This is a genomic window from Bifidobacterium castoris, assembly GCF_003952025.1.
Taxonomy (GTDB): Bacteria; Actinomycetota; Actinomycetes; order Actinomycetales; family Bifidobacteriaceae; genus Bifidobacterium; species Bifidobacterium castoris.
In genome coordinates this window covers 21,445-47,267 of sequence record NZ_QXGI01000007.1, presented here as the reverse complement: position 1 = coordinate 47,267, position 25,823 = coordinate 21,445, and the positions used below count along the sequence as shown (strand labels likewise).

The following is a 25,823-nucleotide window of genomic DNA, read 5'->3' as shown; positions in this document are numbered from 1 at the left end:
GTCGCGCGGCGGTCGCGTACGGCGGCCGTGCGAGGCCGAGCGATGGGTCGGCGACCGGGTGCGGGATGGCCGTGCGGGGTCCGCGCGACGAATGCCGCAAAGGTCGGCGGCGGGGCCATGTTGCATCGTGGAACGGCGAATGGCGTTCGTCGTCGTGCGTCCATATAGTAGGCCTATGGCTACAAATCCTGATATGCATGCAGAATCCCCGTACGCTCCCCTTCCCCCCATCTTCGCCCAGCTCGGCCTCGCCTATGACGACGTGCTGCTGCTGCCGAACGAGACCGACGTCATCCCCTCCGAGGTGGATACGACGACCCATCTGACCCGCAACATCACGATGAAGGTCCCTGCGATCTCCGCCGCGATGGACACCGTGACCGAGTCCGAGATGGCGATCGCGATGGCCCGCAACGGCGGCATCGGCGTGCTGCACCGCAACCTGTCGATCGACGACCAGGCGGCGCAGGTCGACTACGTCAAGCGTTCCGAATCGGGCATGATCACCGACCCGCTCACCGTGAACCCCGACGTCACGCTCGCCGATCTGGACAAGCTGTGCGGCAAGTTCCACATCTCCGGCCTGCCGGTCGTCGATCATGAGAACAAGCTCGTCGGCATCATCACGAACCGCGACATGCGATTCATTGCTTCGGACGACTACGACCATCTGCGCGTCAAGGACGTCATGACGAAGGACCATCTGATCACCGGCCCGTCGAACATCTCGAAGCGCGATGCGCACGACCTGCTCGCGGCGAACAAGATCGAGAAGCTCCCGCTCGTCGACGCCGAAGGCCATCTCACCGGCCTGATCACGGTCAAGGACTTCGTGAAGACCGAGCAGTACCCGGATGCGACGAAGGACGAGCAGGGCCGTCTGCGCGTCGCCGCCGGCATCGGCTTCCTCGGCGACGCATGGCAGCGCGCGAGCGCCCTGCTCGAGGCGGGCGTCGACGTGCTCGTCGTCGACACGGCGAACGGCGAGGCCAAGCTCGCGCTCGACATGATCCGCCGCATCAAGAACGATCCGGCCTTCAACGGCGTCGACATCATCGGCGGCAACATCGCGACGCGTCAGGGTGCGCAGGCGATGATCGACGCGGGCGTCGACGCCGTCAAGATCGGCGTGGGCCCCGGCTCCATCTGCACGACGCGCGTCGTCGCGGGCGTCGGCGTGCCTCAGCTGACGGCCGTGTACGAGGCCTCGCGCGCATGCCGCGCCGCGGGCATCCCATGCATCGCCGACGGCGGCATCCACTATTCGGGCGACATCGCGAAGGCGCTCGTCGCCGGCGCGAGCTCGGTCATGCTCGGCGGCGTGCTTGCCGGCTGCGAGGAGGCCCCCGGTGAGAAGGTGCTGCTCCACGGCAAACAGTACAAGCTGTACCGCGGCATGGGCTCGCTCGGCGCGATGGCCCCGCGCGGCAAGAAGTCGTACTCGAAGGACCGCTACTTCCAGGCGGACGTCACAAGCTCGGACAAGGTCGTGCCGGAGGGCGTCGAAGGCGAAGTGCCGTACCGCGGACCGCTCAACGCCGTGCTGTACCAGATGATCGGCGGCCTGCACCAGTCGATGTTCTACATCGGCGCGCACAACATCCCGGAGATGAGCGAGAAGGGCCGATTCATCCGCATCACCGACGCCGGCCTGCGCGAATCGCATCCGCATGACATCGTCATGACGGCAGAGGCGCCGAACTACTCCGGCCGCTGACGTTGCCGCGTGCGCATGGCGGCCGCCATGCGCGCCGGGGATCGCCGCGCGGTGCAGCGCCGCGCGGCGATTGACGCACTGCCGAACGCCGAGGGCCGTCCCCGTGACCATGCGGGGACGGCCCTCGGCGTTCGGTTTGCTTTGGCGTCCCGCCGCGCCGGCAAGCATGCCACAACGCCCGCGCCGGCGGCGGTATGTGGGCGACGTCGCCCACATACCGCCGTTGATGGGGCATATGGAGGTATTCCCTGGGTGGGTTCACCTGCAGAGTGCCGTTGACGGGGGATGTGGTGGTCGTTTACGGGTGAGGTCACCTGCGGACCGCCATGAGATGGGTTCGAGAATGGCGGCCGGCGGGGGAAGCGGCTCGACAGGGGGCAACGACGCTGTCCATACGCTGGGACGGATATGGGAATATTGTGCAAACCTTCAGATATTGTTGATGATGACATCGTATTCGTTCACCGGAGGAGAAAACCCAAGCTGTGGACGGTACGCCCAGAGAGTCAGAGAATCACGCGGTTGCAGCGATTCTCAGCACCAAGAGGCAGTAAGGAACCTTGTATGGACATCCAAGCTACGCAGAAGTCGAGGTCGCGTAATGCCATCGTTCGCATCGCCGCGCTCGTCGTGACGCTCGCGATGCTCGTCGCGACCGCCGTGTTCGGCGCCGGCCGCGCACAGGCCGCCGAACTGACGGCGACCGCGGATCCGACGACCTTCACGCAGTGGACCGAAGGCGTCGGCAACCCGCTCGACCCACGTTCGAACGGCCGCGTCTGGACCGACAAGTCGGTCACGACCGGCGACGTGACGCTTGACGCCGGCAACGGCGAACAGGTCGTCATCGGCAAGGACAAGGCCGCCGACTTCCTCGTCGGTCTCTCCGCGATGTCGAGCGCCCAGCAGATCACCGGCATGAGCAGCGGCAACAAGCCGCTCGACGTCACGCTCGTGCTCGACGTCTCCGGCTCGATGAGCAGCTGGATGGGAACGGGATACCGTCCGGCCTACGGCAACGACCTCGGCTACACGGCCTACGTCAAGGCCGAGGACGGCAGCTACAAGGCCGTCACCCTCGACTCCGCGCAGAGCGTCGACGGCGACGTCGTCTATCGCGCCGGCGACCAGCTCATCTACGCGAAGACGAGCGCCGAGGACACGAATCCGGACCATGTGCAGCTGTACAACTCCTACAACATCACCTATCTGGACGCGCTCAAGACGGCGGTGAACGGCTTCCTCGGACAGCTGGCCGCGCGCAACGCGCAGATCTCCGATCCGGCCGCGAAGAACCGTGCCGGCATCGTCACCTTCGAGAGCAACGCGAAGATCGAATCCCGCTTCACCGATGACACGGCGGCGCTCGAAGGCATCGTCAACGGCCTTCGCGACCTCGGCGGCACCAACTCCGCGAAGGGATTCAACCTCGCCCACCAGCTGATCGACGAGGACAAGCGCGCGAACGCCGATTCCGTCATCATCTTCTTCACCGACGGCGACCCGTGGGACGGCCAGGAGGCCGTCCAGGAGGCGAAGTCGCTTAAGGACTCCGGCACGCTGATCTATGCTGTCGGCACATTCAAGACCAATGACGTCAACGATCTGAACAAGTACTCCAACCGCTACATGCAGGCCGTCTCGAGCAACTACCCGAACGCGACAGGCGTCCTGGTGAGCGAACTGGGCGAGCGCGCGCCGAATTCCGACTACTACATGAACGCCGACGACGCCGACCAGCTCCAGAACATCTTCAACGACATCTGGACGGCGATCTCGAGCAAGCCGTCGTCGCCGATCGCGACGACGGCCGAGTCGGGCATGGAACGCGGCACGATCACGTTCACCGACGAACTCGGCGCCTACATGACGGTGCGCGACATGAACAGCGTCGTCTTCGCCGGCAAGCAGTTCACCGCCAAGACCGCCGAGACCTCCGAGGACGGCGCGACGACGACCTACGTCTTCGAAGGCGAGGTCGACGGCAACCCGATCTACGGCACCGCGAACCTCGCAGACCTCGTCATCACGGTGGCGCACGGCGAGACCGAGACCGTGCAGGTGCAGGTGCCCGAGCAGCTGCTGCCGCTGCGCCTGTACTCGGCGACCGTCGACCAGGACGGCAACGTGTCGACGACGATCAACGACACGTTCCCGATTCGCGTCTTCTACTCGGTCGGCCTCAAGGACGGCGTGCGCGACGCGCTCGCGGAACCGGACGAGGCGCTCGCCGCCTACATCAAGGACAACGGCGAGACCTTCACGTCGAACAAGTACGAGGAAGGCGCCGAGCGCGGCTTGACGACGGCGACGTTCACGCCGGCGAAGTCGAACGACTTCTACTACTTCGTCAACGACACGCCGCTGTACAACTCCGAGAACGCGGACGATCCGGCCAAGTCGGTCGAGGCGGGCAAGACCTACCACTATCTGCGCACCTACTACGCCGACAACGCGAAGCATGAGCAGTGGGTCGCCGTCGACGGCGCCGATGCCGCGGACAAGACGCAGACGGACGCGAACGGCGACGTCTTCGTGCCGGCCGGCACCGTGCGCATGGGTCTGGCGAACTACACGGTCGCGAAGAAGGACAATGTGACGAGGACGGCGACCGCCGCGATCGCGCCGCGTTGGGACGGCACGACCGTCGACGTCGCACTCGGCAACAACGGACGTCTCGCCGTCGCGCAGGCGCCGGCGACTCCGGAGACGACGCCGGCTGAGACGACGCCGGCTGAGACTCCGGAGCCGACGCAGCCGGAGGGCACCGTCGAGTCGGCGCCGACGACGAACGCGTCGACGGCGAACACCGGTTCAAGCGTCGCGCTCATCGTCGCCGTCGCCGCCGCGCTGCTGTGCATGGGCCTCGGCACGCTGCAGCTCAGGCGCCGTCGCTCGACCGGCCGCCACGCCGGCTGAGCGGAAGACGGCCGCTGAAAAGCCGCCGGAGCTATGACGGACGGGGCCGTGCATGCGATTCATACGCGTGCGCGGCCCCGTCCGTCATGCCGTGCCTGCATGCCGCCGTCGCCGCTCTCCCGCGCGCGGCGTCTTGTTTTGCGGTCAGGATAGAACTGGGAAAGACGCTGCCGGGTGAGGTAGGCTCGAATGTTCAATGTTGCCGCGTCCGGCGACCGCGCGGGTGTGGCAGCACGACATCGGGAACCATGATCAAAGGAAAGAGGCACGATATGGTGGACGCACATGACGACGAGGTGTATTCGGCGGCGAATTCACGGCTCATCTGGATCGACTGCGAGATGACGGGGCTCGACGTCTTCCACGACGAACTGTGCGAGGTCTCCGTCGTACCCACCGACTTCGACCTCAACGTGCTCGACGACGGCATCGACCTCGTCATCCGCCCCTCCGACGACGCCGTCGCGCATATGAACGACTTCGTGCGCGCGATGCACACCCGGTCCGGCCTCATCACCGAATGGGAGCAGGGACTGAGCGTCGAGGAGGCCGAACGGCAGGTCGTCGACTACGTCACGCGGTTCATCCCCGACGGCGTCAAGCCGCTGCTCGCCGGCAACTCCGTCGGCTCCGACAAGAAGTTCCTCGACCGCTACATGCCCGGCCTGATGAGCCATCTGCACTACCGCGTCGTCGACGTGAGCACGATCAAGGAGCTCGCGCGCCGCTGGTACCCGGCCGTCTACGCGAACCGCCCGGCGAAGAACGGCGGCCACCGTGCGCTCGCCGACATCATCGAATCGCTCGACGAACTGCGCTACTACCGCGAGGCGGTCATGGCGCCGGCTCCCGGTCCGGACGCGGCCGCGGCGAAGCGGATCGCCGAGGACGTCGAACGCACGAGCATCGCGCGTCGCTGACCGCGGCGGCGCGTGCAATGCGACCGTGACGCGGCGCAATCGCGCATACAACGCAATCGTACATTGAATCCAGCAACAACCAAGGCGAGGAGGACCATGCATATCATGACCGATGAGGAACCCAAGGATTGGAAGACGCTTGAGCCGCTCGACGACATCAGGCTCGTCGTCGCGGACATGGACGGTACGCTGCTCGACGCAGACGGCCGGATCCCGCTCGGCTTCAAGCCGATGCTCGACCGGCTCACACAACGCGGCGTGCTTTTCGTGCCGGCGAGCGGGCGCCAGTACCAGACGCTCGAGAAGATGTTCGCCGACGCGCCGCAGACGCTGCCGATCATCGCCGAGAACGGCAACGTCGTCGCGCTCGACGGCAAGGTCATCGAGACGCATGGCGTCAGCGGCGCCATCGTCGACGAGACAATCGCGATGACCGAACGCACGAGCGACGACCTCGGCCTCGTCATCTGCGCGCTCGGCGGCGCCTACGTCAGCCGTGACGACGCGCCGTTCATCGCCGAGGCGAGCAAATACTACACGAAGCTGACCGTCGTGCCCGACCTGCGCGAAGTGCTGCGCTACAAGGACAAGCAGATCCTCAAGCTCGCGATCTTCGACTTCGGCGACGCGCAGGCGATGGCCGAACGCGAACTCGGCTTCGTCACCTCCCCGTACACGGCTACCGCGTCGAGCCCGCACTGGGTCGACATCATGGACGGCCACGTCGACAAGGGCGAGGGCGTCAAGGCGCTGCAGCGCGCGCTCGGCGTCACACACGCGCAGACGATGGTCTTCGGCGACTATCCGAACGACATCGGCATGCTGCGCGAGGGCGCGTACTCGTTCGCGATGGCGAACGCGCACCCGCAGGTCAAGAAGGTCGCGCATTATCTGGCGCCGGCGAACACGGAAGAAGGCGTGATCCGCGTCGTCGATCGGCTGGTGCGCTGATGCGGCAGGCCGAGGCGCTCGAAATCATGGACGCCGGCGCGAGCGTCTTCCTCACCGGCGCGCCCGGCGCAGGCAAGACGTACACGCTCAACGAGTTCATCGCCGGCGCGCGCAGACGCGGCGCGAGCGTCGCCGTCACGGCGTCCACGGGCATCGCGGCCACGCATATCAACGGACAGACGATCCATTCGTGGAGCGGCCTCGGCGTCGCGAACGCGCTCACCGAGCAGGTGCTCAAGAACGTGCGCACTCGTCGACGCAAGGCGCTGCAGGCCACCGACGTCCTCGTCATCGACGAGGTCTCGATGATGCATGCGTGGCTGTTCGACATGGTCGACCGCGCGATGCGCATCGTGCGCCGCGACGACCGTCCCTTCGGCGGCGTGCAGGTTGTGCTCTCCGGCGACCTCTTCCAGCTGCCGCCGGTGAGCGTCGGCGCGCGCAACCGCGACGTCGTCGCGCCGAGCCCGGAGTTCGTCGCCGAACGTGAGCGCTATGCGCGCGCCGGGCTCGATCCTGAGGGCTTCGTCACGGAATCCTTCGCGTGGGCCGAGCTCGACCCGGTCGTCTGCTATCTCGACGAGCAGCACCGTCAGGACGACGGCGCGCTGCTCGGCGTCCTGACCGACATCCGCGAGGGCCATGTCACGCAGCGCGACCGCGACCTGCTCGTCACCAGGCTCGGGGCGCAGCCCCCGCAGGGACGCACGGCCGTCAACCTGTTCCCGGTCAACCGTCAGGCGGACGCGCTCAACGACCGCATGCTCGCCGCGATCGACGCGCCGGCGCATGTCTTCCATGCGACCTGCGCGGGACCGGTGAACCTCGTCGAACGGCTCAAACGCAACATGCTCGCCCCGGACGTGCTCACGCTCAAGGAGGGCGCCGAGGTCATGGCCGTGCGCAACGACACCGACCGCCAGTTCGTCAACGGCTCCCTGGGTGTCGTGCGCGGCTTCGCGCCCGAGAGCAAGGGCGGCTGGCCTATCGTCGCGTTCGAGAACGGCAACGTCGTGACGATGAAGCCGAGCGATTGGGAGCTCACCGACAACGAGAGGACGCTCGCGGCCGTCTCACAGGTGCCGCTGCGCTGCGCATGGGCGATCACGATCCACAAATCGCAGGGCATGACGCTCGACGCGGCCGTCATGGACCTCAAGCGTACCTTCGCGCCCGGCATGGGCTACGTCGCATTGTCCCGCGTCGAGAACCTCGAGGGTCTGTTCCTCGGCGGCGTCAGCGACCGCATGTTCGACGTGAGCGACGACGCCGTGCGCCTCGACGGCACGTTGCGCGAGCGTTCGGCGCAGGCGGCGCGCGCGTTGCACGAGGATGGAGCCGCATCGATCGTCGCCGTGCAGGGGCGCTCGCGGACGGCGACGGAGGACGACGAATTCGCGCAGGACGAGCTGTTCTGAGCATCCGGCGGTCCCATGTGCGCATGCGGACACGCCCGTCGTGAACACGGGCGCGGCCGTGCATCGCTACAATGTGAATCGACAATCGACGTCACCGTTGCGCGGCGCAACGCCGCCGGCATGGGCACGGCAGGCAGGAGGAAGGCATCATGAAGCGCAGGAACGCCTATTTCGTCTCAGGGATCGGCGCGATCGTGTTGTTCGCCGCCTTCCTGACGTACAACGCGAAGCCGGTGCCGCTGTGGAACTGGATCAAGCTCTCCGACATCCTGACGATCGTTGGGGGACTGATGTTCATCATCCCGTTCTATGCGCTGTCGGTGCGCATCAAGACGCAGGGGCACGCGCCGAACCCGTGGGTGTGGCAGCTGCTGCCGGTCGTCGGTATGTTCCTGATGGTCGTCGGCCTGCTCATCCCCAACGATGTCGTCAGCCTCGGCTCGCTCGCGCTGTGCGACGTGCTGTATTTCCTCGGCTGCGTCGGCATGCTGATGATCTTCGTCTATCCCTTCGGCTCGGTCAACGACGAGATCCTCACCGAGGACGTCGACGAGCGCACCGAGGACGCGGAGGATGACGAGGGGCGCCTGAAGACGAAGTGAGTCCGCACCGCCGGACGGCGTCCGTGATCGGTCGGTTTTGCGAAGCGTCCGCCGCGCATTCATGCGGTGTGCGGTGTACGCTTCGGATATGGCGCTTCGTCCCGCAAGCCGCGTAGGTTAACAGGTATGACCAAAGCTCTTCGAATGTCCACCATGTTCCTTCGTACGCTGCGCGAAGACCCCGCCGACGCAGACGTCGATTCCGCAAAGCTGCTCCAGCGCGCCGGCTACATCCGCAAAGCCGCTCCGGGCATCTGGACCTGGCTGCCGCTGGGCCTCGCCGTCCTCGACAAGATCGAGGGCATCATCCGCGAGGAAATCAACGGTATCGGCGCCCAGGAGGTGCACTTCCCGGCGCTGCTGCCGCGCGAGCCGTACGAGGCGACGCACCGCTGGGAGGAGTACGGCGACAACATCTTCCGTCTCAAGGACCGCCATGAGGCCGACTATCTGCTCGCGCCGACGCATGAGGAGATGTTCACGCTGCTCGTCAAGGACATGTACTCGTCCTACAAGGACCTGCCGGTGACGCTCTACCAGATCCAGACGAAGTACCGCGACGAGTTCCGTCCGCGCGCGGGGCTCATTCGCGGCCGCGAGTTCATCATGAAGGACGCCTACTCGTTCACCGTTGACGAGGAGGGCATGCGCAAGGCCTACATGGACGAGCGCGGCGCCTACGAGCGCATCTTCCGGCGCCTCGATCTGAAGTACGTGCCGGTGTTCGCGATGTCCGGCCCGATGGGCGGCTCGGCGTCCGAGGAGTTCCTCGCGCCGATGCCGATCGGCGAGGACACCTTCGCGCTCGCGCCGAGCGGCAAGGCGTGGAACGTCGAGGCGCTGCACACGCCCGAGGTCGAGGCGATCGACTGCTCGTCGACGCCGGCGGCCGAGAAGCGCGCGACGCCGGATGCGAAGACGATCGACGAGATGGTCACGTTCGCGAACGCGACCTATCCGCGCACCGACGGCCGTGCATGGCGGCCTGCCGACATCCTCAAGAACGTCGTCGTCGCCGTCAGGCACGCCGAGGACGACGAGCACGACGAACCGTGGCGCGAGCTGATCGTCGTCGGCATCCCCGGCGACCGCACGATCGACATGAAGCGCCTCGAGGCGCAGTTCGCCCCGGCCGAGCTCGAGGAGGCCACCGAAGAGGACCTCAAGGCGCATCCGGAACTCGTGCAGGGCTTCATCGGACCGATGGGCTTCGGTCCTCAGAGCGACGCCGACGGCGCGCTGCGCTACTTCATCGACGCGCATGTGGCCGAAGGCTCGGCATGGTTCACCGGCGCCGACGAGCAGGACGTCGACTACTACGACCTCGTCTACGGCCGCGACTTCAAGGCCGACGGCGTCGTCGAGGCCGTCGAGGTGCGTGACGGGGACATGAGCCCGGACGGCTCGGGCCCGCTGAGCTTCGAACGCGGCGTCGAGATCGGCCAGGTCTTCCAGCTCGGTCTGAAGTACTCGGAGGCGCTCGGCCTCAAGGTGCTCGACCAGAACGGCAAGACGGTGCCGGTGTGGATGGGCTGCTACGGCATCGGCGTGAGCCGCGTGCTCGCCTGCATCGCCGAGACGCATCACGACGAGCGCGGTCTGGCATGGCCGGCGAACATCGCGCCGGCCCAGGTGCACGTCGTGGCGACCGGCAAGGACGAAGCGGCCTTCGAGGCCGCCGAGCGCCTCGTCGGACAGCTCGAGGCCGACGGTGTCGAGGTCATCTACGACGACCGCAGGAAGGTCTCGCCGGGCGTCAAGTTCAAGGACGCCGAACTCATCGGCGTGCCGCTCATCGCCGTCGCCGGACGCGACACCGTCAACGACGGCACGATCGAGGTGCGCGACCGCGATGGCGGCAACAAGGAGGCCGTGCCGGCCGAATCGGCCGCGCAGGTCATCGCCGACCGCCTGCGCCGGATGCTCTGATCCTTCGCGCGCGACGCATCGGCAGGGCCCGTCACCGGAAGGTGGCGGGCCCTGCGCATACCCGCATGGCAGGGGACATGCGGTGCGAGGCGGGGAAGGGGCGACCTTGGCATGCGCGCCGTGCATATCCGCACCGATCCATCCACATCGCGCATGTGGATTGCTGTGGATGCGAGTCGCGGCCATCCACATTCCGGGCCCGACACACCCTTCCGGTCACATGGTCCCGTCCGGCTTGCCCCGCCACGGCCCCGGCGCCGATAGTGGTGGGACCGCCGCGGGCGCTCCGGCACGGCGCCGCCAGACGAAAGGACAAGACCATGGCGATACAACAGGGACAGATCACGATCACCGGATTCCTCGGCAGCGAGCCGATGCCGCTCGGCCTGCACGACGGGGCGCGCGCCGCATGCCGGTTCCGTCTCGCGTGCACGCGAGGCTACCGGGACGGCGACGGACGATGGCAGTCGCTGCCTACGACGTGGATCACCGTCAAGGCGTTCCGCGAGCTCGCGCTCAACATTGTCAACTCGCTGCACAAGGGGCAGGCCGTCATCGTCGTCGGCGTGCTGTCCACCGAGGAATGGGCGGGCGAGGACGGCAAGCCGCGCTCGCACACGTTCATCGAGGCGAGCAACGTCGGGCACGACCTCAACTACGGCGTGACGGTGGTGCGCAAGATCGCGAAGGAGCAGAGCGATGCGCAGGGGACGAGGGCGCCGCGGCAGGACGAAGGGCGCAACGACGCGCCGGTCGACCTTGGGGTGGATGCGTCTCGGATCGACCCCTGCACCGGCGAGGTCACGGCCGACGAGGCCACGCAGGCCGAGGTGGTCGCCGAGGCGAACGCCGTGGCCGCGCAGGCCGCCGAGCCGGTAGGAGCCGGCGCGGGGCACGACGATTTCTGATCGTCGGCCGCGGCCGACGATCGGCGAAAAAGGGAGGGCGCGGTTCAATGAACCGCGCCCTCCCGCCATCGCATCCGGCGCTCGGGGCGTCGGATCACCAGATGTGGACTCGTTCCTCCGGCTTGAGCCACATGCGGTCGTCGGGCGTGACTCCGAAGGCCTTGTAGAACAGCTCGACGTTGCGCGCGATGCCGTTCGTACGGCATTCGGCCGGCGAATGCGGATCGATCTGCAGATACTGCTCGGCGAGCTCATCGCGGTTCTTCGTGCGCCAGATTAGCGCGTATCCGAGGAAGAAGCGCTGCAGGCCGGTGAAGCCGTCGAGCGTCGGCGCTGTGTCGAGCGCGGCCTCGATCGCCGCCGGGTCGCCGTCGATCGGCCTGCCCTGCGCCTCGTCGAGCGAGAACGCGTAGGCCTTGAGCGCGATGTTGACGCCGGACAGGTCGCCGATGTTCTCGCCGATCGTCAGCGCGCCGTTGACATGCGGCGCCTTGTCCGGATCGTCGCCGTACTTCCCTTGCAGCTGCGCGGGCACGAAGCGGTCGTACTGCTCGATGAGCGCCTTCGTCAGCTGCTGGAAGCGCTCCTTGTCCTCGGCGGTCCACCAGTCCTCGAGCTTGCCCTCGCCATTGAACTGCGCGCCCTGGTCGTCGAAGCCGTGGCCGATCTCATGGCCGATGACCGAGCCGATGCCGCCGTAGTTGACGGCGTCCTCGGCGTCCGGGTCGAAGAACGGAGGCTGCAGGATCGCGGCGGGGAACACGATGATGTTGAGCGTCGGCTCATAGTAGGCGTTGACCGTCTGCGGGTTCATCAGCCACTCGTCCTTGTCCACCGGCTTGCCGCATTTGGCCATCTGGTAGCCGAACTCGTAGACCGAGGCGGCGCGCATGTTGTCCATCAGGCCGGCCGACATGTCGACGTCGAGCGCCGTGTAGTCGCGCCAATGGTTCGTGTAGCCGATCTTCGCCTCGAAATGGTCGAGCTTGTCTAGCGCCTTGCGCTTCGTCTCGTCGCCGAGCCAGTCGCTGTTCAGGATCGAGACGTGGTAGGCCTCGATCAGGTTATGCACGAGCTGCTCCATGCGCGTCTTCGACGACTCGGGGAAATGCTCGCGCACGTAGATACGGCCGACATCCTCGCCGCAGATGCCGTTGACGAGGGAGACGCCGCGCTTCCAGCGCACGCGCTGCTCCTTCGCGCCGGAGAGCGTCCTGCCGTAGAAGTCGAAGTTCGTAGTGTCGAAGGCGCTCGACAGCATGCTCGCACGGTCGACGATGATGTGGACGCGCGCCCACAGCCTGAGGTCCTCGAGGTCTGCGTCGGCCCAGAACCCGTCGAGCCCGGTGAGGAACGACGGCTCCATGACGTTGACGTGCGCGAGCGCGCCGAGCACGTCGACCGGATGGCTGCGCGCGGTCTTCGAACGGTCGTACGACGTCTGCATCGCCTTCGCCCACGCCTCGACGTCGAAGGAGGAGAGCATCGCCGACAATGCGGCGAAGTCGGTCGGGTTGTTCGTCTTCTGCGAGTCGCGCGTCTCGACGTTCGTCCAATGGTGGGAGGCGATCGTCGTCTCGATCTCGAGCAGACGCTGCGCCTGCGCCTGCGCGTCGTGGTCATAGCCGGCGTTTCGCAGCTGTCGGGCGACCATCGTCACATAGGCGTCGCGGATCGGCGCGTAGTGGTCCTCGCGGTAGTAGGCCTCGTCGGGCAGCCCCAGACCGCCCTGGCTCACGTGCATGATGTTGTGGTCGGGGTCGTTGAAGTCGCCGAAGATGTCGAAGCCGAACAGGTCGGGGCCGCCGTAGGGGCTCAGTTCGCCGAGCAGCGCGGTCAGCTCGGCCTTCGACCTGACGGCGTCGAGCGCGTCGAGGTCGGCGCGGATCGGCGCGACGCCGGCCTGTTCGACGGCGTCGACGTCGAGGAAGGAACGGTAGATCGCCTTCGAGACGGCGGCTTCGTCGCCATCGGACTCGAGGATGTCGCGGATCTGGGATTCGGCGTTCTCAGCGAGACGGTCGAAGGAGCCGTAGCGTGAACGGTCGTCGGGAAGCGCGTAGGTGTCGATCCACGGGCCGTTGACGTAGCGGAACAGGTCGTCCGCGGGGCGGATCACGGAGGAGAATGCGGCCGGATCGATGCCGGACTGGTAGGTGTTGCTCATGGTTCCACACTATAGAGCTTTTCTGACAACGCCGTCCGTCCCCAAGCGGCCGGACATCCCCGTGCGGGGCCGTCCGGCGGCGGCCCACACATCGGAGGATTTCGCCGCCGACTACGCGAGAAGGGAAACAATCGCGAAAACGACGCGGCGGACGGGTGGGGGAGGGCACACTGGATACATGACCGCAGGCGGGGCCTGCGGGGCAACCATGCGGTCGCGGATCCATATGACGCGCGTCGCCCGAGGGCGCCGGCCGTTCGGCCGCGACGGAATGAAAAATGAAAGGAGCCATCATGTCCAACGTCAATGATTCGCCGAACGGCAACTGGAGCCCGTTCAGACTCGTCGAGCAGTCGCTGCCGACCGGCGCGAAGAACGCCGTGCGCATCGCCTACGGTCTCATCGGCCTCGCCGCGCTCGCGCTCGGCGTCTGCCTGCTCGTATGGCCGGGCAAGACGCTCGTCGTCGCCTGCGTCATGCTCGGCATCTACTTCCTGATCTCCGGCATCGTGCGCATCGTCAGCTCGATCGTCGAGGTCGGACTGCCGGCCGGATGGCGCGTGCTCGGCATCCTCATCGGCATCCTGCTGATCATCGGCGGACTCGTCGTGCTGCGCTACACGGCGTTCTCCACGGCGACGCTCGCGATCATGTTCACGCTCATCGTCGGCATCGGCTGGATCATGGAAGGCGTCATGGCGCTCGCCGAATCGTGGTCGATGCCGAGCTCCGGCTGGGCGATCGCCTATGCGATCATCTCGATCATCGCCGGCTTCGCGATCGTGTGCATGCCGATGGCGTCGACCGTCGCCCTCATCATCTTCGGCGGCTGCGCGATGGTCGTCATGGGCATCATCGCGATCGTGCGCGCGTTCTCGTTCGGCCGCGCCGCGAAGAACTGACCCGCGGTCCCCGTCGCAAATGCACAAGGCCGGCCCCGCATCCCGCGGGGCCGGCCTTGTGCGTGAGCGCGGGCGGATCGGCGTCCCCGCGGCGCGGGACGCGGACGAATGTAAGCTGCGGGGGATAGGGTGGTACAGCAGTCGCTGCAACGATTGGCAAGCGTGACAATAAGGTGGTAGAAACTCCATGATCGAACTCAAGACCCATTCGGAAATCGAAGCGATGAAGCCGGCAGGCCGTTTCGTCGGCGGCATCCTGCACGATCTCCAGGAACGCACGACGGTCGGCACGAACCTGCTCGAAATCGATGAATTCGTGCATCAGCGCATCGTCGACCGCAAGGGCGCGCAATCGTGCTACGTCGACTACGCGCCGGACTTCGGCACCGGCCCGTTCGCGCACTACATCTGCGTGTCCGTCAACGATGCCGTGTTGCACGGCGTGCCCTACGACTACGACCTCAAGGACGGCGACCTCGTCAGCCTCGACCTCGCGATCAGCGTCGACGGCTGGGTCGCCGACTCCGCCGTGAGCTTCGTCGTCGGCAAGGACAAGGAGCCGGAGGATCTGCGCCTGATCAAGTGCACGCAGGAGGCGCTCGCCGCCGGCATCGCCGCCGCGCAACCGGGCAACCGCCTCGGCGACATCTCGCACGCCGTCGGCGACGTCGCGCGCGCCTACGGCTATCCGATCAACCTCGACTTCGGCGGCCACGGCGTCGGCCACATCATGCACGGCGACCCGCATGTGCCCAACGACGGCAAGGCGCACCACGGCTACAAGCTGCGCCCCGGCCTCGTCATCGCGATTGAACCGTGGTTCCTCAAGACGACCGACGAGATCTACCAGGACCCGAAGGACGGCTGGACGCTGCGCAGCGAGGACGGCTCGCGCGGCGCGCACAGCGAGCACACGATCGCGATCACCGAAGGCGGCCCGATCGTGCTCACGCAGCGCGAAGGCGATCCGATCTCGGCCGAGTTCAAGGGCTGAGCGCCCTCGGCGTCTTTTCCGCGGCCCCCGCGCATCCTCCGGTGCGCGGGGGCCGTCGGGCGCGACACGCGTTTTGAGACGGCGGCCCGCCGTGAAATACGGATACCCTATAGTGGTCGGCAGTGCCCGGAGCCGCGCGCGTCATGGAGCCCCTGCGGCGCATGCGCGCGCCGCGGGCTGAAGGAAGCAGCACCACACAGCAGGTCACACACCGATCACACAGGAGGCGGCATGGGCGTAGCGCAGTTGCATGTGGAGTCCAACCAGTTCGAATTGCCGGTCGTGAAGGCGAGCGCGGGACCCGACGGCATCGTCATGTCCTCGCTGCGCAACGACAAATGGGTTTCGCTCGATCCCGGATTCCTGACGACCGCGCAATGCGAGTCGAAGATCACCTACATCGACGGCGAGCATTCGATCCTGCGCTACCGCGGATACCCGATCGAGCAGCTGTGCGAGCGCTCCGACTTCCTCGAGGTCTCGTGGCTGCTGCGCCACGGTGAGCTGCCGACCCGCGCGCAGTACGAGCGCTTCGTCGACGACATCAACCACCACACGATGGTCGGCGAGGACTTCCGCACCTTCATGGGCTCGTTCCCGCGCGAGGCGCAGCCGATGAGCGTCCTTGCGTCCGCCATCAACGCGCTCGCCGCCTTCAACCCGGAGACGACCGACATCAACGATTCCGATCAGCTCGACGCTGCGGCGACGATCATCATGGCGAAGGCGCGCACGATCGTCAGCTACATCCTGCGCCGCCGGCGCGACGAGCCGATGCTCTACCCGGACTACGCGCGCGGCTACGTCGACGACTTCATCCGCATGTGCTTCGCCGTGCCGTACGAGCAGTTCGAATCCGACCCGCTCTACGTGCACGCCCTCGGCCGCCTGCTCATCATCCACGCCGACCATGAGCAGAACTGCTCGACGTCGGTCGTGCGCATCGCCGGGTCGGCGCATGCGAACCTGTACTCCGCCGTGGCGGCCGGCATCAACGCGCTGTCCGGCCCGTTGCACGGCGGAGCGAACGAGGCGGTGCTGCGCCAGCTGATGGCGATCCGCGACTCGGGCATAGGCGTGCGCGAATTCGTCGACCGTGCCAAGAGCAACGGCGAGCGCATCTCGGGGCTGGGGCACCGCGTCTACAAGTCCTATGACCCGCGCGCGGCGATCGCAAAGCACTATCTGGAGCGGATCATGGAGCAGACGGCGACGCTCAAGCTGATGCCGGGCGACGAGGAGCTCTTCGACGTGGCGCTCCGACTCGAGGAGATCGCGCTCACCGACGACTACTTCGTCTCACGCCACCTCTATCCGAACGTCGACTTCTACACCGGACTGATCTACCGCGCGATCGGCTTCGGCCCGTCGATGTTCACACCGCTGTTCGCGCTGGGGCGCATCCCCGGATGGATCGCCCAGTACCGCGAGATGATCGCCGACCCGATGACGAAGATCGGCCGGCCGCGCCAGGTCTACACCGGCGAGGTGCTGCGTGACTACGTGCCGATGGACGAACGCGGCTGAGCCGCGCCCCGCACGTTCATTTGTGGTACGGTTCGTGCGCGTTGATCTTGAACGCGCGGTAGACCTGCTCGAGCAGGATGACGCGCATGAGCTGGTGTGGGAACGTCATCTTCGAGAAGCTCAGCAGCATGTCCGCGCGCCCCAGCACGCGCGGGTCGAGACCGAGCGAACCGCCGATGACGAACTGCAGATGGCTGACGCCGTGCAGCCCCCATTGCGCGATCCTCGCCGCGAGCTGCTCGCTCGTCAGCTGGCCGCCCTCGATCGCGAGCGCGACGACGAAGGCGTTGTCGCGCAGATGCCTGAGGATGCGCTCGCCCTCCTTCGCCTTGATCTGCGCGTTGAGCGTGTCGGAGGCGTGTTCCGGCGTCTTCTCGTCGGGCACTTCGACGACGTCGACCTTCGCGAAGCGCGACAGGCGTTTGCGGTATTCGTCGATCGCGTCGCGCAGATAGCGTTCCTTGACCTTGCCGACGCAGATGATGTCGATGTTCATGGCATCCCTTCGCATGCGAACGCCCCTCCCCGGCCGCGATCCCTCCGCGGCGCCGGCGTGGCCGGCGTTTCGCGGAACCAATCCCGGCCGGGGAGGGGCATGTCCTCCGTCAGTTCTTGTGCAACGCGTCGTTGAGCGCGATGCCGACCTTGCGCGCACGCGCCTGGACGGCGCCGGTCAGCGAGTTGCGGATGAACATGATGTTGTCCTTGCCACTCAGCTCGGCGCCCTTGACGACGTCGAGCGGGACGCCGGCGGCGGCCTTCTCCTTGTCCCACACCTCGATTTTCGTGCCGGCCGTCACGTACAGGCCCGCCTCGACGACGCAGTTGTCGCCGAGCGAGATGCCGATGCCCGCGTTCGCGCCGAGCAGCGAATGCTCGCCGATCGAGTTGCGCAGCTTGCCGCCGCCCGACAGCGTGCCCATGATCGACGCGCCGCCGCCGACGTCGGAGCCGTCGCCGACGACGACGCCCTGCGAGACGCGGCCCTCGATCATGCAGGTGCCGAGAGTGCCGGCGTTGAAGTTGACGAAACCGGCGTGCATGACCGTCGTGCCTTCGCTCAGATAGGCGCCGAGGCGCACGCGGTCGCCGTCGCCGATGCGCACGCCGCTCGGCACGACGTAGTCGAGCATGCGCGGGAACTTGTCGATCGCCAGGACGTTGACGTCGGCGTGCATGCCCGGCATCGCGGCGCCGGCGTTCGCGTTCATGACGTCGAGGCGGCGCCGCGCGAAGTCCTCGACGGCGAAGGGGCCGTAGTTCGTCCACACGACGTTGTTGAGCGCGCCGAAGATGCCGTCGAGGTTCATCGAGTTCGGCTTGGCCAGGCGCATGCTCAGCAGGTGCAGGCGCAGGTAGGCGTCCGCCGCGTCGGAAATCGGGGCGTCGACGTCCACGGCGGCGAACACCGGCACGCGGCGCACGCCGCGCGCGTCGGGCCCCTCGTGCACGAGCGCGCCGAAGCCGTGCATGCCGGTCGGCGCGGACGGCTTCGCGTCGCCCATCTCAAGTTTCGGATACCAGACGTCGAGGGTGTTGCCGGCGGCGTCGACGTTGGCGAGACCCCAGCCCCATGCCCAGCGTTCATCGGTCATGTGCGCTCCTTCGGTGAAGACGGTGCCGGCCGGCGTCGCGCCGGCCGCGCTGCCACGGCGCATCCTCGCGCGCCGCGCGTTTCCACGATACAACGGGGGATGCGCGGCGAGGAGGAGGCCATCCGCGCGTGTTGCCGGCGGCGGCCGTGCGGCTCGGCGCGAACACGGGTTGGGTGTGCGGTACACTGTGGTTTCTGTGAGCGCCAAGAACCAGCATGAACCGGAACGTCGAGACGAGGGCGGCCACGACCTGCGCCGCGTCCTCACCGTCGCCGTCATCGCGGCCATCGTCGTCGGGATGTGCGTCCCGATGGTCCTGTCCGGCCTTTGAACCTCCATGTTCCCGTGACATGGACGTCCGGGAATGCGGGACCGTCCCGACCAGTTGGACGTGGTGACGGACCCGACGGCTCGATGAAACGAAACCGGCGCGGGGAACGAAAGCCCCGCCGCGCGCCCGCCGGACGCAGTCCCGGCGCGCGCACCGCAACACACGATTTTTGAGGAGCATCATGGCAGAATTTGACTTTTCCCAGGCGATCGCCGACGCACGCGCGAAATACGAGGAGATCGCGCTCGCGCTCGACGTCGACCGCCTCAAGCGGCAGGAGCAGGAGCTCGAGGTCGAGGCGGCGGAACCCGGACTGTGGGACGACCCGGAGCATGCGCAGCAGGTGACGTCGAAGCTCTCCGCCGTGCAGTCGCAGATCAAGCGTCTCTCGTCGGCGCGCACGCGTATCGACGACGTCGAGACGCTCGTCGAGCTCGGCCGCGAGGAGGACGACTCGGACACGCTCGCCGAGGCGCAGACGGAGATCGGCGCGATCGCGAAGGATCTTGAGGACATGGAGATCCAGACGCTGATGGACGGCGAATACGACGAGCGCTCCGCCGTCGTGACGATCCGCTCCGGCGCGGGCGGCGTCGACGCGGCCGACTTCGCGCAGATGCTGCTGCGCATGTACCTGCGCTGGGCGGAACGCAACGGCTACAAGGCGAAGGTCATGGACACGTCCTACGCCGAGGAGGCCGGCATCAAGTCGGCGACCTTCCAGGTGGACGCGCCCTACGCCTACGGACGCCTGTCCGTCGAGGGCGGCACGCACCGCCTCGTGCGCATCTCGCCCTTCGACAACCAGGGGCGCCGCCAGACGAGCTTCGCGGCCGTCGAGGTCGTGCCGCTCGTCGAGGCGACCGACCACATCGACGTGCCGGACAGCGAGATCCGCGTCGACACCTACTGCGCCTCCGGCCCCGGCGGCCAGGGCGTCAACACGACGTACTCCGCCGTGCGCATCACCCACCTGCCGACCGGCATCGTCGTGACGATGCAGGACGAACGCTCGCAGATCCAGAACCGCGCCGCCGCGATGGCCGTGCTGCAGTCGAGGCTGCTCGTGCTGCGCCATGAAGAGGAAGCCAAGAAGAAGAAGGAGCTCGCCGGCGACATCAAGGCCAGCTGGGGCGACCAGATGCGTTCCTACGTGCTGCATCCGTACCAGATGGTCAAGGACCTGCGCACCGGACACGAGACCTCGCAGACGCAGGCAGTCTTCGACGGCGACATCGATGAGTTCATCCAGGCCGGTATCCGCTGGCGTCACGAGCAGCGCCGCGAGGCCGCTGAGCAGGCCGCCGAGTAGACTTGCCGCATGGCGACCGACGCGTCTCGCGCAGCCGTGCGCATGATGGATTGGAGATGACATGGCGCTGATCTCGATGGACCATGTGAGCAAGATCTACCCGAACTCCACACGTCCCGCGCTCGAGGACGTCAACCTGCAGATCGACCGCGGCGACTTCGTCTTCCTCGTCGGCGCCTCCGGCTCCGGCAAGACCTCGCTGCTGCGTCTGCTGCTGCACGAGGAGGAGGCGACCGACGGCGAGATCCGCGTCGGCGGCTACGACCTGCGCCGCCTGCCGAACCGGCAGGTGCCGCACTACCGTCGTTCGGTCGGCATGATCTTCCAGGATTACAAGCTGCTGACGAACAAGACCGTCTGGGAGAACGTCGCCTTCGCGCTCGAGGTGATCGGCACGCCGCGATCGGCGATCCGCTCGCTCGTGCCGAAGGTGCTCAAGACGGTCGGCCTGACCGGCAAGGAGCGCAACAAGCCGCTCGAACTGTCCGGCGGCGAGCAGCAGCGCGTCACGATTGCGCGCGCCTACGTCAACCATCCGCAGCTGCTGCTCGCCGATGAGCCCACCGGCAACCTCGACCCGACGACGTCGCTGGGCATCATGGAGGTGCTCGACGCGATCAACCGCACCGGCACGACGATCGTCATGGCGACGCATAACGAGGAGATCGTCAACTCGATGCGCAAGCGCGTCGTCGAGCTGCACAACGGCAGGATCGTGCGCGATCAGGCGGCCGGCGTCTATGATTCGGCGCTGTATTTCCCGGACGAGCAGGTCGCGGCGCGGGCTCACGACGCGATCAGCGGCGATGCGGCGATGGTGGCGTCGCCGGCCGCCGACCTCGCGCACGCCGCGCGGCCGAAGAACCGCCGGGAGCGCATCGAGCGCGCCGAGGCGGCCGCGGACGCCGTGAGCGACGCGATCGAGCACGAGTCGAGCGAAGGCATCGCGCGGCTCGCGAAGAGCGTGCACGCAGGCAAGACCGGCCGCTACGGCGAGGCCTTCGCGCCGGTCGAGGAGACCCTCACCTGGGGCGGTGGACTCACGCTTGACGAACTCGCTCAGCGCGAGGACGGCGAGGAGCCGGACGACGCTTCCGCCGCCGCGGACGAGACGGGCGAGACGACGGAGACGACCGGGCCGGACGGGGCTGCCGAGACGGTCGAGACGGTCGAGACGGCGACGGACGAGGAAGGCGGGGCGCAGCCTCCGCAACCGCCGCTCGCGCCGCCGCAGCCGCCGCGGCCGCCGCGGCCGCCGCGTCAGGAACCGAGGCTCGGACGCGGCCATGACGGCGCGCATGGACAGGAGGACAACCGATGAGATTGCGATTCATCCTCAGCGAGACGTGGACGAGCCTGCGGCGCAACGTGCCGATGCTGCTGTCGGTCATGCTCGTGACGTTCATCTCGTTCCTGTTCATCGGCGCGTCCCTACTCACGCAGGCGCAGATCACGAAGGCGAAGGGCGACTGGTACGACAAGGTCGAGGTCGTCGTGTGGCTGTGCCCGGACGGCACGAGCCAGTCGCCGAACTGCGCGGCGGGCACGGCCGCGACGGCGCAGCAGATCAACGCGCTGCAGGACGTCATCCAGCAGGAGCTCGGCGACGACGTCTCGTCGGTGACCTACGAGAGCCCCGAGGACTTCTACAACGACTCGTTCCTCAAGCAGTACCCCAACGGCGAGTTCCAAGGGCGCACGCTCACCGCGGCGGACATGCAGGGGTCGCTATGGCTCAAGCTCAAGAACCCGGAGAAGTACAAGGTCGTCTCCGAGGTGCTCTCGGGCCGTGACGGCGTCGAGGAGGTCGTCGACCAGCGGCAGATCTTCGAACCGGTCTTCGCCGTGCTCAACCGCGCGACGGCGGCGACGGCGATGCTCGCGGCCGTCATGGTCGTCGTCGCCGTCATGCTCACCGGCACGACGATCCGCATGTCGGCGGCCTCGCGCAGCGAGGAGACCGAGATCATGCGCTTCGTCGGCGCGTCGAATTGGACGATCCGCCTGCCGTTCATCCTCGAGGGCGCCGTGGCCGCGCTGCTCGGCTCGTTGCTGTCCTGCCTGGCGCTGAGCGCGCTCGTCAAGGTCTTCATCACCGATTGGCTCGCCAAATCGGTCACATGGATCCCGTACGTCACGCAGGGCACCGTGCTGCTGATCTCGCCGGTCCTGATCGTCGGCGCCGTGCTGCTGTCCGTCATCGCCTCGTCGGTGGCGCTCAACCGCTACCTCAAGGCCTGAGCGGCGGTCATGCGCGCGAAATGTGAAGAAGCTGTGCGCAAAACCACGCGCCGTGCACGGCGCGTGGTTTTGCGCACTCAGGTGGCAATGCTAGGCTTGGGTGCCGTGAGTGAAGTCGAAAGGTGTGCAATGACTCGAGGAACTGCAAGCCGTCCCTGGATCGCGACCCTGCTCGCGGCCTCGCTGTGCACGGTCGGATTCGCGGCGCCGGTGATCGCGCCGGTCCCGCAGGCGCATGCGGACACCTACAGCGATCTCGTCAACGCGCAGAACTCGCATCAGCAGAGCGTGCAGCGCGAAGCCGAGCTGCGTGAGCAGCTCGACGGCGTCAGCAGCGATCTGGCGAACAAGATCGTCGAACTCGACGATCTGACGAACAACCAGATCCCGGCGGCCGCCAAGGAGGTCCAGGAAGCGAACGCCGCCGCCGCGTCCGCCAAGTCCGAGGCCGAATCCGCCGCGCAGCGCCTCGAGGCCGCGCAGAAGGACAAGGAGAACCTCGAAGCCGAGATCAAGAAGACCGGCGAGGACTACGACGACGCGCACGCCGCCGTGGCGCAGGTCGCCCGCGAGTCGATGCACGGCTCGGACACCTCGGACATCATGAGCGTCATGACCGGCGCGACCGACACGAAGGAGTTCATCCGCCAGATGCAGTCGCGCGACGCGCTGTCGCGCAACGAGGCGAACGCCGCCTCCGAGGCCGCCGACGGCCTGAGCATCTCGATGAACCGCGGCGAGCGCCTCAAGGCGATCGAGGCGCGCATCACGAAATACAAGTCGGACGCCGACGAGAAGTCGGCGGCCGCGCAGTCCGCGGCGGCCGACGCGCAGGCCAAGCGCGACTCGCTCGACGCGCAGCGCGTCAAAGGCGAGCAGATCCGCGCCGACCTCGAAAGCCGCAAGAGCGAGCTGAACACGGCCGCGGCGCAGCAGGCGGCAGAAACGGTCATGCTGCAGTCGCAGATCGACGCGAACAACCGCAAATACCAGGCGGAGCAGGCCGCCGAGGCCGAACGCGTGCGCCAGCAGCAGGCGCAGGGCACAACGAGTCCGCCGGCGAACACGAGCACCGGTACGACGACCGGAGGGTCGAACGCCGCCGCACCGAGCCAGCCGGCGCAGCCGGCCCAGCCGGTGACGCCGACGCAGCCGACGCAACCCACGCAGCCGTCGGGCGGTTCGAGCGGCTCGAGCGGCTCGAGCGGCTCGAGCGGCGGTCAGGGCACGTCGAACGGCGACTACGGCAACGCCTACGCCCCCGGACAGTGCACATGGTGGGCCTACGAACGCCGCAAGCAGATGGGCATCGGCACGCCGTCCTATCTCGGCAACGGCGGCGACTGGGCGACGACCGCGCCGAGCTACGGCCTGCGCGTCGACAACGTGCCGCAGGTCGGCGCCGCGCTGTCGTTCCTGCCCGGCCAGGAAGGCGCGTCCTCGCCGTGGGGGCATGTCGCCGTCGTCGAAAGCGTCGGCCCGAACTCGGTCACGATCTCCGAATCGAACGTCGCCGGCCTGTACACGATCACCTACCGCACGTTGTCCGACCCCGGACGCTTCCGCTACGTGCACTGAGCGCCGGCCCCGCGCCGAATCCGCCGTCCCGCCATGCGCGGGCGGCGGATTCGTGCATACCGCGCTAATGTGGAAGGCCGGCGCATCGCGGTCGCGCACATGCGGCGGCGGGAATACGGCAGGACCAAGACACAGGACGACGAGACACGACGAGGAAAGGAACGGAGCATGGCGAAGCAGAAGAAGGTCGAGGGCGACCTGGTCGTCGCACGCAACAAGCGCGCGCGGCATGACTACGAGATCGAGGACCGCTACGAGGCGGGCGTCGCGCTCACCGGCACCGAGGTGAAGTCGCTGCGCGAGGGGAGGGCGTCGCTCGCCGAGGCCTTCATCAGCATCGACAAGCGCGGGGAGATCTGGCTCGAAGGCGCCAACATCCCCGAATACCTCAACGGCACCTGGAACAACCACGCGCCCAAGCGCAAGCGCAAGCTGCTGCTGCACGCCGCGCAGATCGAGAAGCTCGGGCGCCAGATCCAGGCGAAGGGCTACACGATCGTGCCGCTGAGCATCTACTTCAACAAGGACGGCCGCGCCAAGATCGAGATCGCGCTCGCGCGCGGCAAGAAGGAATACGACAAGCGCCAGGCGCTGCGCGAGGAGCAGGACAAGCGCGAGGCGCAGCGCATGCTGCGCTACCGCAACATGCACGCCCGCGGCTGAACGCGTTCACATGTTGCATGGGTGAAACGCGTTCGTAGCACAAGGCGGCGTACGCTGTGTGCGGATCCGGGCGCGGGCCAGGACGGCACACAGCAGGGAAGACAGGGTATGCCTATGCAGCAGAAGAACATGTTCAGGAACCTCGCGGCGCTCGTGCTCGGCGCGTCGCTGTGCCTCGCGGCCGGCGCATGCGGCACGAGCGACGACGGGGACGGCGGCGCGAAGAACGCCGAGGGCAAGACGACGCAGGGCTACGATGTGACGAAGGTCGAGACCGTCGACGAGATCGCGGCGCTCGTGCCGGACGATGTCAAGAGCGACGGCAGGCTCACCGTCGGCATGGACACCTCCTACGCGCCTGCCGAGTTCCTCGCCGAGGACGGCAGGACGCCGGTCGGCTACGACGTCGACCTGTCGAAGGCGCTCGCGAAGGTCATGGGGCTCGAGGCGGAGGACAAGGTCGCCAGCTTCGACCTGATCATCCCGGCGGTCGGCTCGAAGTACGACATCGGCATCTCCTCGTTCACGATCACGCCCGAACGCATGGGCGCCGTCGACTTCGTCAGCATGTACAAGGCGGGATCCACCTGGGTGACGAAGAAGGGCAACCCTGACGGCATCGATCCGAAGGATGTGTGCGGCCAGACGATCGCCGTGCAGACGGCCACGACGCAGGAAGAGGAGGTCGCGGCGCTCAACGAGCAGTGCAAGGCCGACGGCAAGGAGGAGATCGAGGTCCTGACGAACAAGCTGCAGACCGACGTGACGACGAACGTGACGACGGGCAAGGCCTCCGCTTTCTACGCGGACACGCCGGTCTCCGGCTACGCGATCGCGCAGACCGACGGCCAGCTCGAGACGCTCGGCGAGGACGTCGGCGTCACCAAGCAGGGCATCGTCGTCAAGAAGGGCGACAAGCAGATGGCCGAGGCCGTGCGCAAGGCGATGCAGCATCTGATGGACGACGGCACCTATGAGGCGATCCTCGAGGAGTGGGGCGTCCAGGGCGGCGCGATCGACAAGGCCGAGATCAACCCGACAGACACGAAGTGAGCCGGCCGCCGCGCGCCGCATGGGGCCGTACGGCGCGCGGGGCGCATGGAGGCATGGCGTGGTTCGCGCACAGCGCAGAACCGCGTCATGCATGTT

Annotated in this window: 21 protein-coding genes; 18 read left to right on the top strand and 3 right to left on the bottom strand. The window is 67.1% G+C overall.

Translation table 11 applies throughout. From position 1 onward, the window contains the following. Positions 1-175: 175 nt before the first annotated feature. From guaB to D2E22_RS07885, 8 genes are all read left to right on the top strand, one after another. Entirely contained in the window at positions 176-1,717 is a 1,542-nt protein-coding gene (gene guaB, locus D2E22_RS07920) for an IMP dehydrogenase (protein WP_126032562.1), read from the top strand. A 564-nt stretch (positions 1,718-2,281) separates the two neighbouring features. Beyond that, on the top strand, positions 2,282-4,636 hold the full coding sequence (locus D2E22_RS07915; RefSeq protein ID WP_164518470.1) for a vWA domain-containing protein: 2,355 nt from the start codon (positions 2,282-2,284) through the stop codon (positions 4,634-4,636). A 272-nt stretch (positions 4,637-4,908) separates the two neighbouring features. Further along, entirely contained in the window at positions 4,909-5,556 is a 648-nt protein-coding gene (orn, locus tag D2E22_RS07910; RefSeq protein WP_126032560.1) for an oligoribonuclease, read from the top strand. 105 nt (positions 5,557-5,661) lie between these two features. Next, positions 5,662-6,507 (top strand): HAD family hydrolase, encoded by an 846-nt coding sequence (locus D2E22_RS07905; RefSeq protein WP_241218330.1) that lies wholly within the window; start codon positions 5,662-5,664, stop codon positions 6,505-6,507. Next, a complete protein-coding gene (locus tag D2E22_RS07900; RefSeq protein ID WP_126032559.1) occupies positions 6,507-7,925 on the top strand; it encodes a PIF1 family DEAD/DEAH box helicase in 1,419 nt (472 codons plus the stop codon). Before D2E22_RS07905 ends, D2E22_RS07900 begins: the two co-directional genes overlap by 1 nt. 149 nt (positions 7,926-8,074) lie before the next feature. Next, on the top strand, positions 8,075-8,527 hold the full coding sequence (locus D2E22_RS07895; protein WP_126032558.1) for a permease: 453 nt from the start codon (positions 8,075-8,077) through the stop codon (positions 8,525-8,527). Between the two features lie 126 nt (positions 8,528-8,653). Further along, positions 8,654-10,456 (top strand): proline--tRNA ligase, encoded by a 1,803-nt coding sequence (locus D2E22_RS07890; RefSeq protein ID WP_241218329.1) that lies wholly within the window; start codon positions 8,654-8,656, stop codon positions 10,454-10,456. A gap of 320 nt (positions 10,457-10,776) precedes the next feature. Then, a complete protein-coding gene (locus D2E22_RS07885) occupies positions 10,777-11,364 on the top strand; it encodes a single-stranded DNA-binding protein (protein WP_164518469.1) in 588 nt (195 codons plus the stop codon). A gap of 94 nt (positions 11,365-11,458) precedes the next feature. Here the strand turns inward: D2E22_RS07885 and D2E22_RS07880 are convergent, their stop codons facing one another. Continuing rightward, a complete protein-coding gene (locus D2E22_RS07880; protein WP_126032556.1) occupies positions 11,459-13,531 on the bottom strand; it encodes a M13 family metallopeptidase in 2,073 nt (690 codons plus the stop codon). A gap of 293 nt (positions 13,532-13,824) precedes the next feature. Between D2E22_RS07880 and D2E22_RS07875 the strand changes: the two genes are divergently transcribed. The 3 genes from D2E22_RS07875 to D2E22_RS07865 all read left to right on the top strand — a co-directional run bounded on the left by D2E22_RS07875 (position 13,825) and on the right by D2E22_RS07865 (position 16,954). After that, positions 13,825-14,433, top strand: coding sequence for an HdeD family acid-resistance protein (locus tag D2E22_RS07875; protein ID WP_126032555.1), 609 nt, complete (start codon positions 13,825-13,827; stop codon positions 14,431-14,433). Positions 14,434-14,620: 187 nt separating this feature from the next. Beyond that, entirely contained in the window at positions 14,621-15,427 is an 807-nt protein-coding gene (map, locus tag D2E22_RS07870) for a type I methionyl aminopeptidase (RefSeq protein ID WP_126032554.1), read from the top strand. Between the two features lie 231 nt (positions 15,428-15,658). Beyond that, positions 15,659-16,954 (top strand): citrate synthase, encoded by a 1,296-nt coding sequence (locus D2E22_RS07865; protein ID WP_126032553.1) that lies wholly within the window; start codon positions 15,659-15,661, stop codon positions 16,952-16,954. Between the two features lie 16 nt (positions 16,955-16,970). Here D2E22_RS07865 and rlmH read toward each other — a convergent pair whose 3' ends face one another. Beyond that, positions 16,971-17,450 (bottom strand): 23S rRNA (pseudouridine(1915)-N(3))-methyltransferase RlmH, encoded by a 480-nt coding sequence (gene rlmH, locus D2E22_RS07860; protein WP_126032552.1) that lies wholly within the window; start codon positions 17,448-17,450, stop codon positions 16,971-16,973. A gap of 109 nt (positions 17,451-17,559) precedes the next feature. Then, on the bottom strand, positions 17,560-18,549 hold the full coding sequence (dapD, locus tag D2E22_RS07855; protein WP_126032551.1) for a 2,3,4,5-tetrahydropyridine-2,6-dicarboxylate N-succinyltransferase: 990 nt from the start codon (positions 18,547-18,549) through the stop codon (positions 17,560-17,562). A 196-nt stretch (positions 18,550-18,745) separates the two neighbouring features. On the opposite strand from dapD, the gene D2E22_RS10880 reads away from it, so the two are divergent. From D2E22_RS10880 to D2E22_RS07825, 7 genes are all read left to right on the top strand, one after another. Beyond that, positions 18,746-18,880, top strand: a complete 135-nt coding sequence (locus D2E22_RS10880) for a hypothetical protein (RefSeq protein WP_277600017.1) — start codon at positions 18,746-18,748, stop codon at positions 18,878-18,880. 181 nt (positions 18,881-19,061) lie between these two features. Then, entirely contained in the window at positions 19,062-20,192 is a 1,131-nt protein-coding gene (gene prfB / locus D2E22_RS07850) for a peptide chain release factor 2 (RefSeq protein ID WP_126032550.1), read from the top strand. A gap of 61 nt (positions 20,193-20,253) precedes the next feature. Next, on the top strand, positions 20,254-21,513 hold the full coding sequence (gene ftsE / locus D2E22_RS07845) for a cell division ATP-binding protein FtsE (RefSeq protein ID WP_126032549.1): 1,260 nt from the start codon (positions 20,254-20,256) through the stop codon (positions 21,511-21,513). Next, the gene (gene ftsX / locus D2E22_RS07840) at positions 21,510-22,433 is read left to right on the top strand and encodes a permease-like cell division protein FtsX (RefSeq protein WP_126032548.1); all 924 of its coding nucleotides are present in this window, start codon (positions 21,510-21,512) and stop codon (positions 22,431-22,433) included. Before ftsE ends, ftsX begins: the two co-directional genes overlap by 4 nt. Positions 22,434-22,562: 129 nt before the next feature. After that, entirely contained in the window at positions 22,563-24,011 is a 1,449-nt protein-coding gene (locus D2E22_RS07835; RefSeq protein ID WP_126032547.1) for a CHAP domain-containing protein, read from the top strand. Positions 24,012-24,179: 168 nt separating this feature from the next. Continuing rightward, positions 24,180-24,674 (top strand): SsrA-binding protein SmpB, encoded by a 495-nt coding sequence (gene smpB, locus D2E22_RS07830; RefSeq protein ID WP_126032546.1) that lies wholly within the window; start codon positions 24,180-24,182, stop codon positions 24,672-24,674. Positions 24,675-24,788: 114 nt separating this feature from the next. Beyond that, the gene (locus D2E22_RS07825; protein WP_241218326.1) at positions 24,789-25,727 is read left to right on the top strand and encodes an ABC transporter substrate-binding protein; all 939 of its coding nucleotides are present in this window, start codon (positions 24,789-24,791) and stop codon (positions 25,725-25,727) included. Positions 25,728-25,823 lie beyond the last annotated feature (96 nt).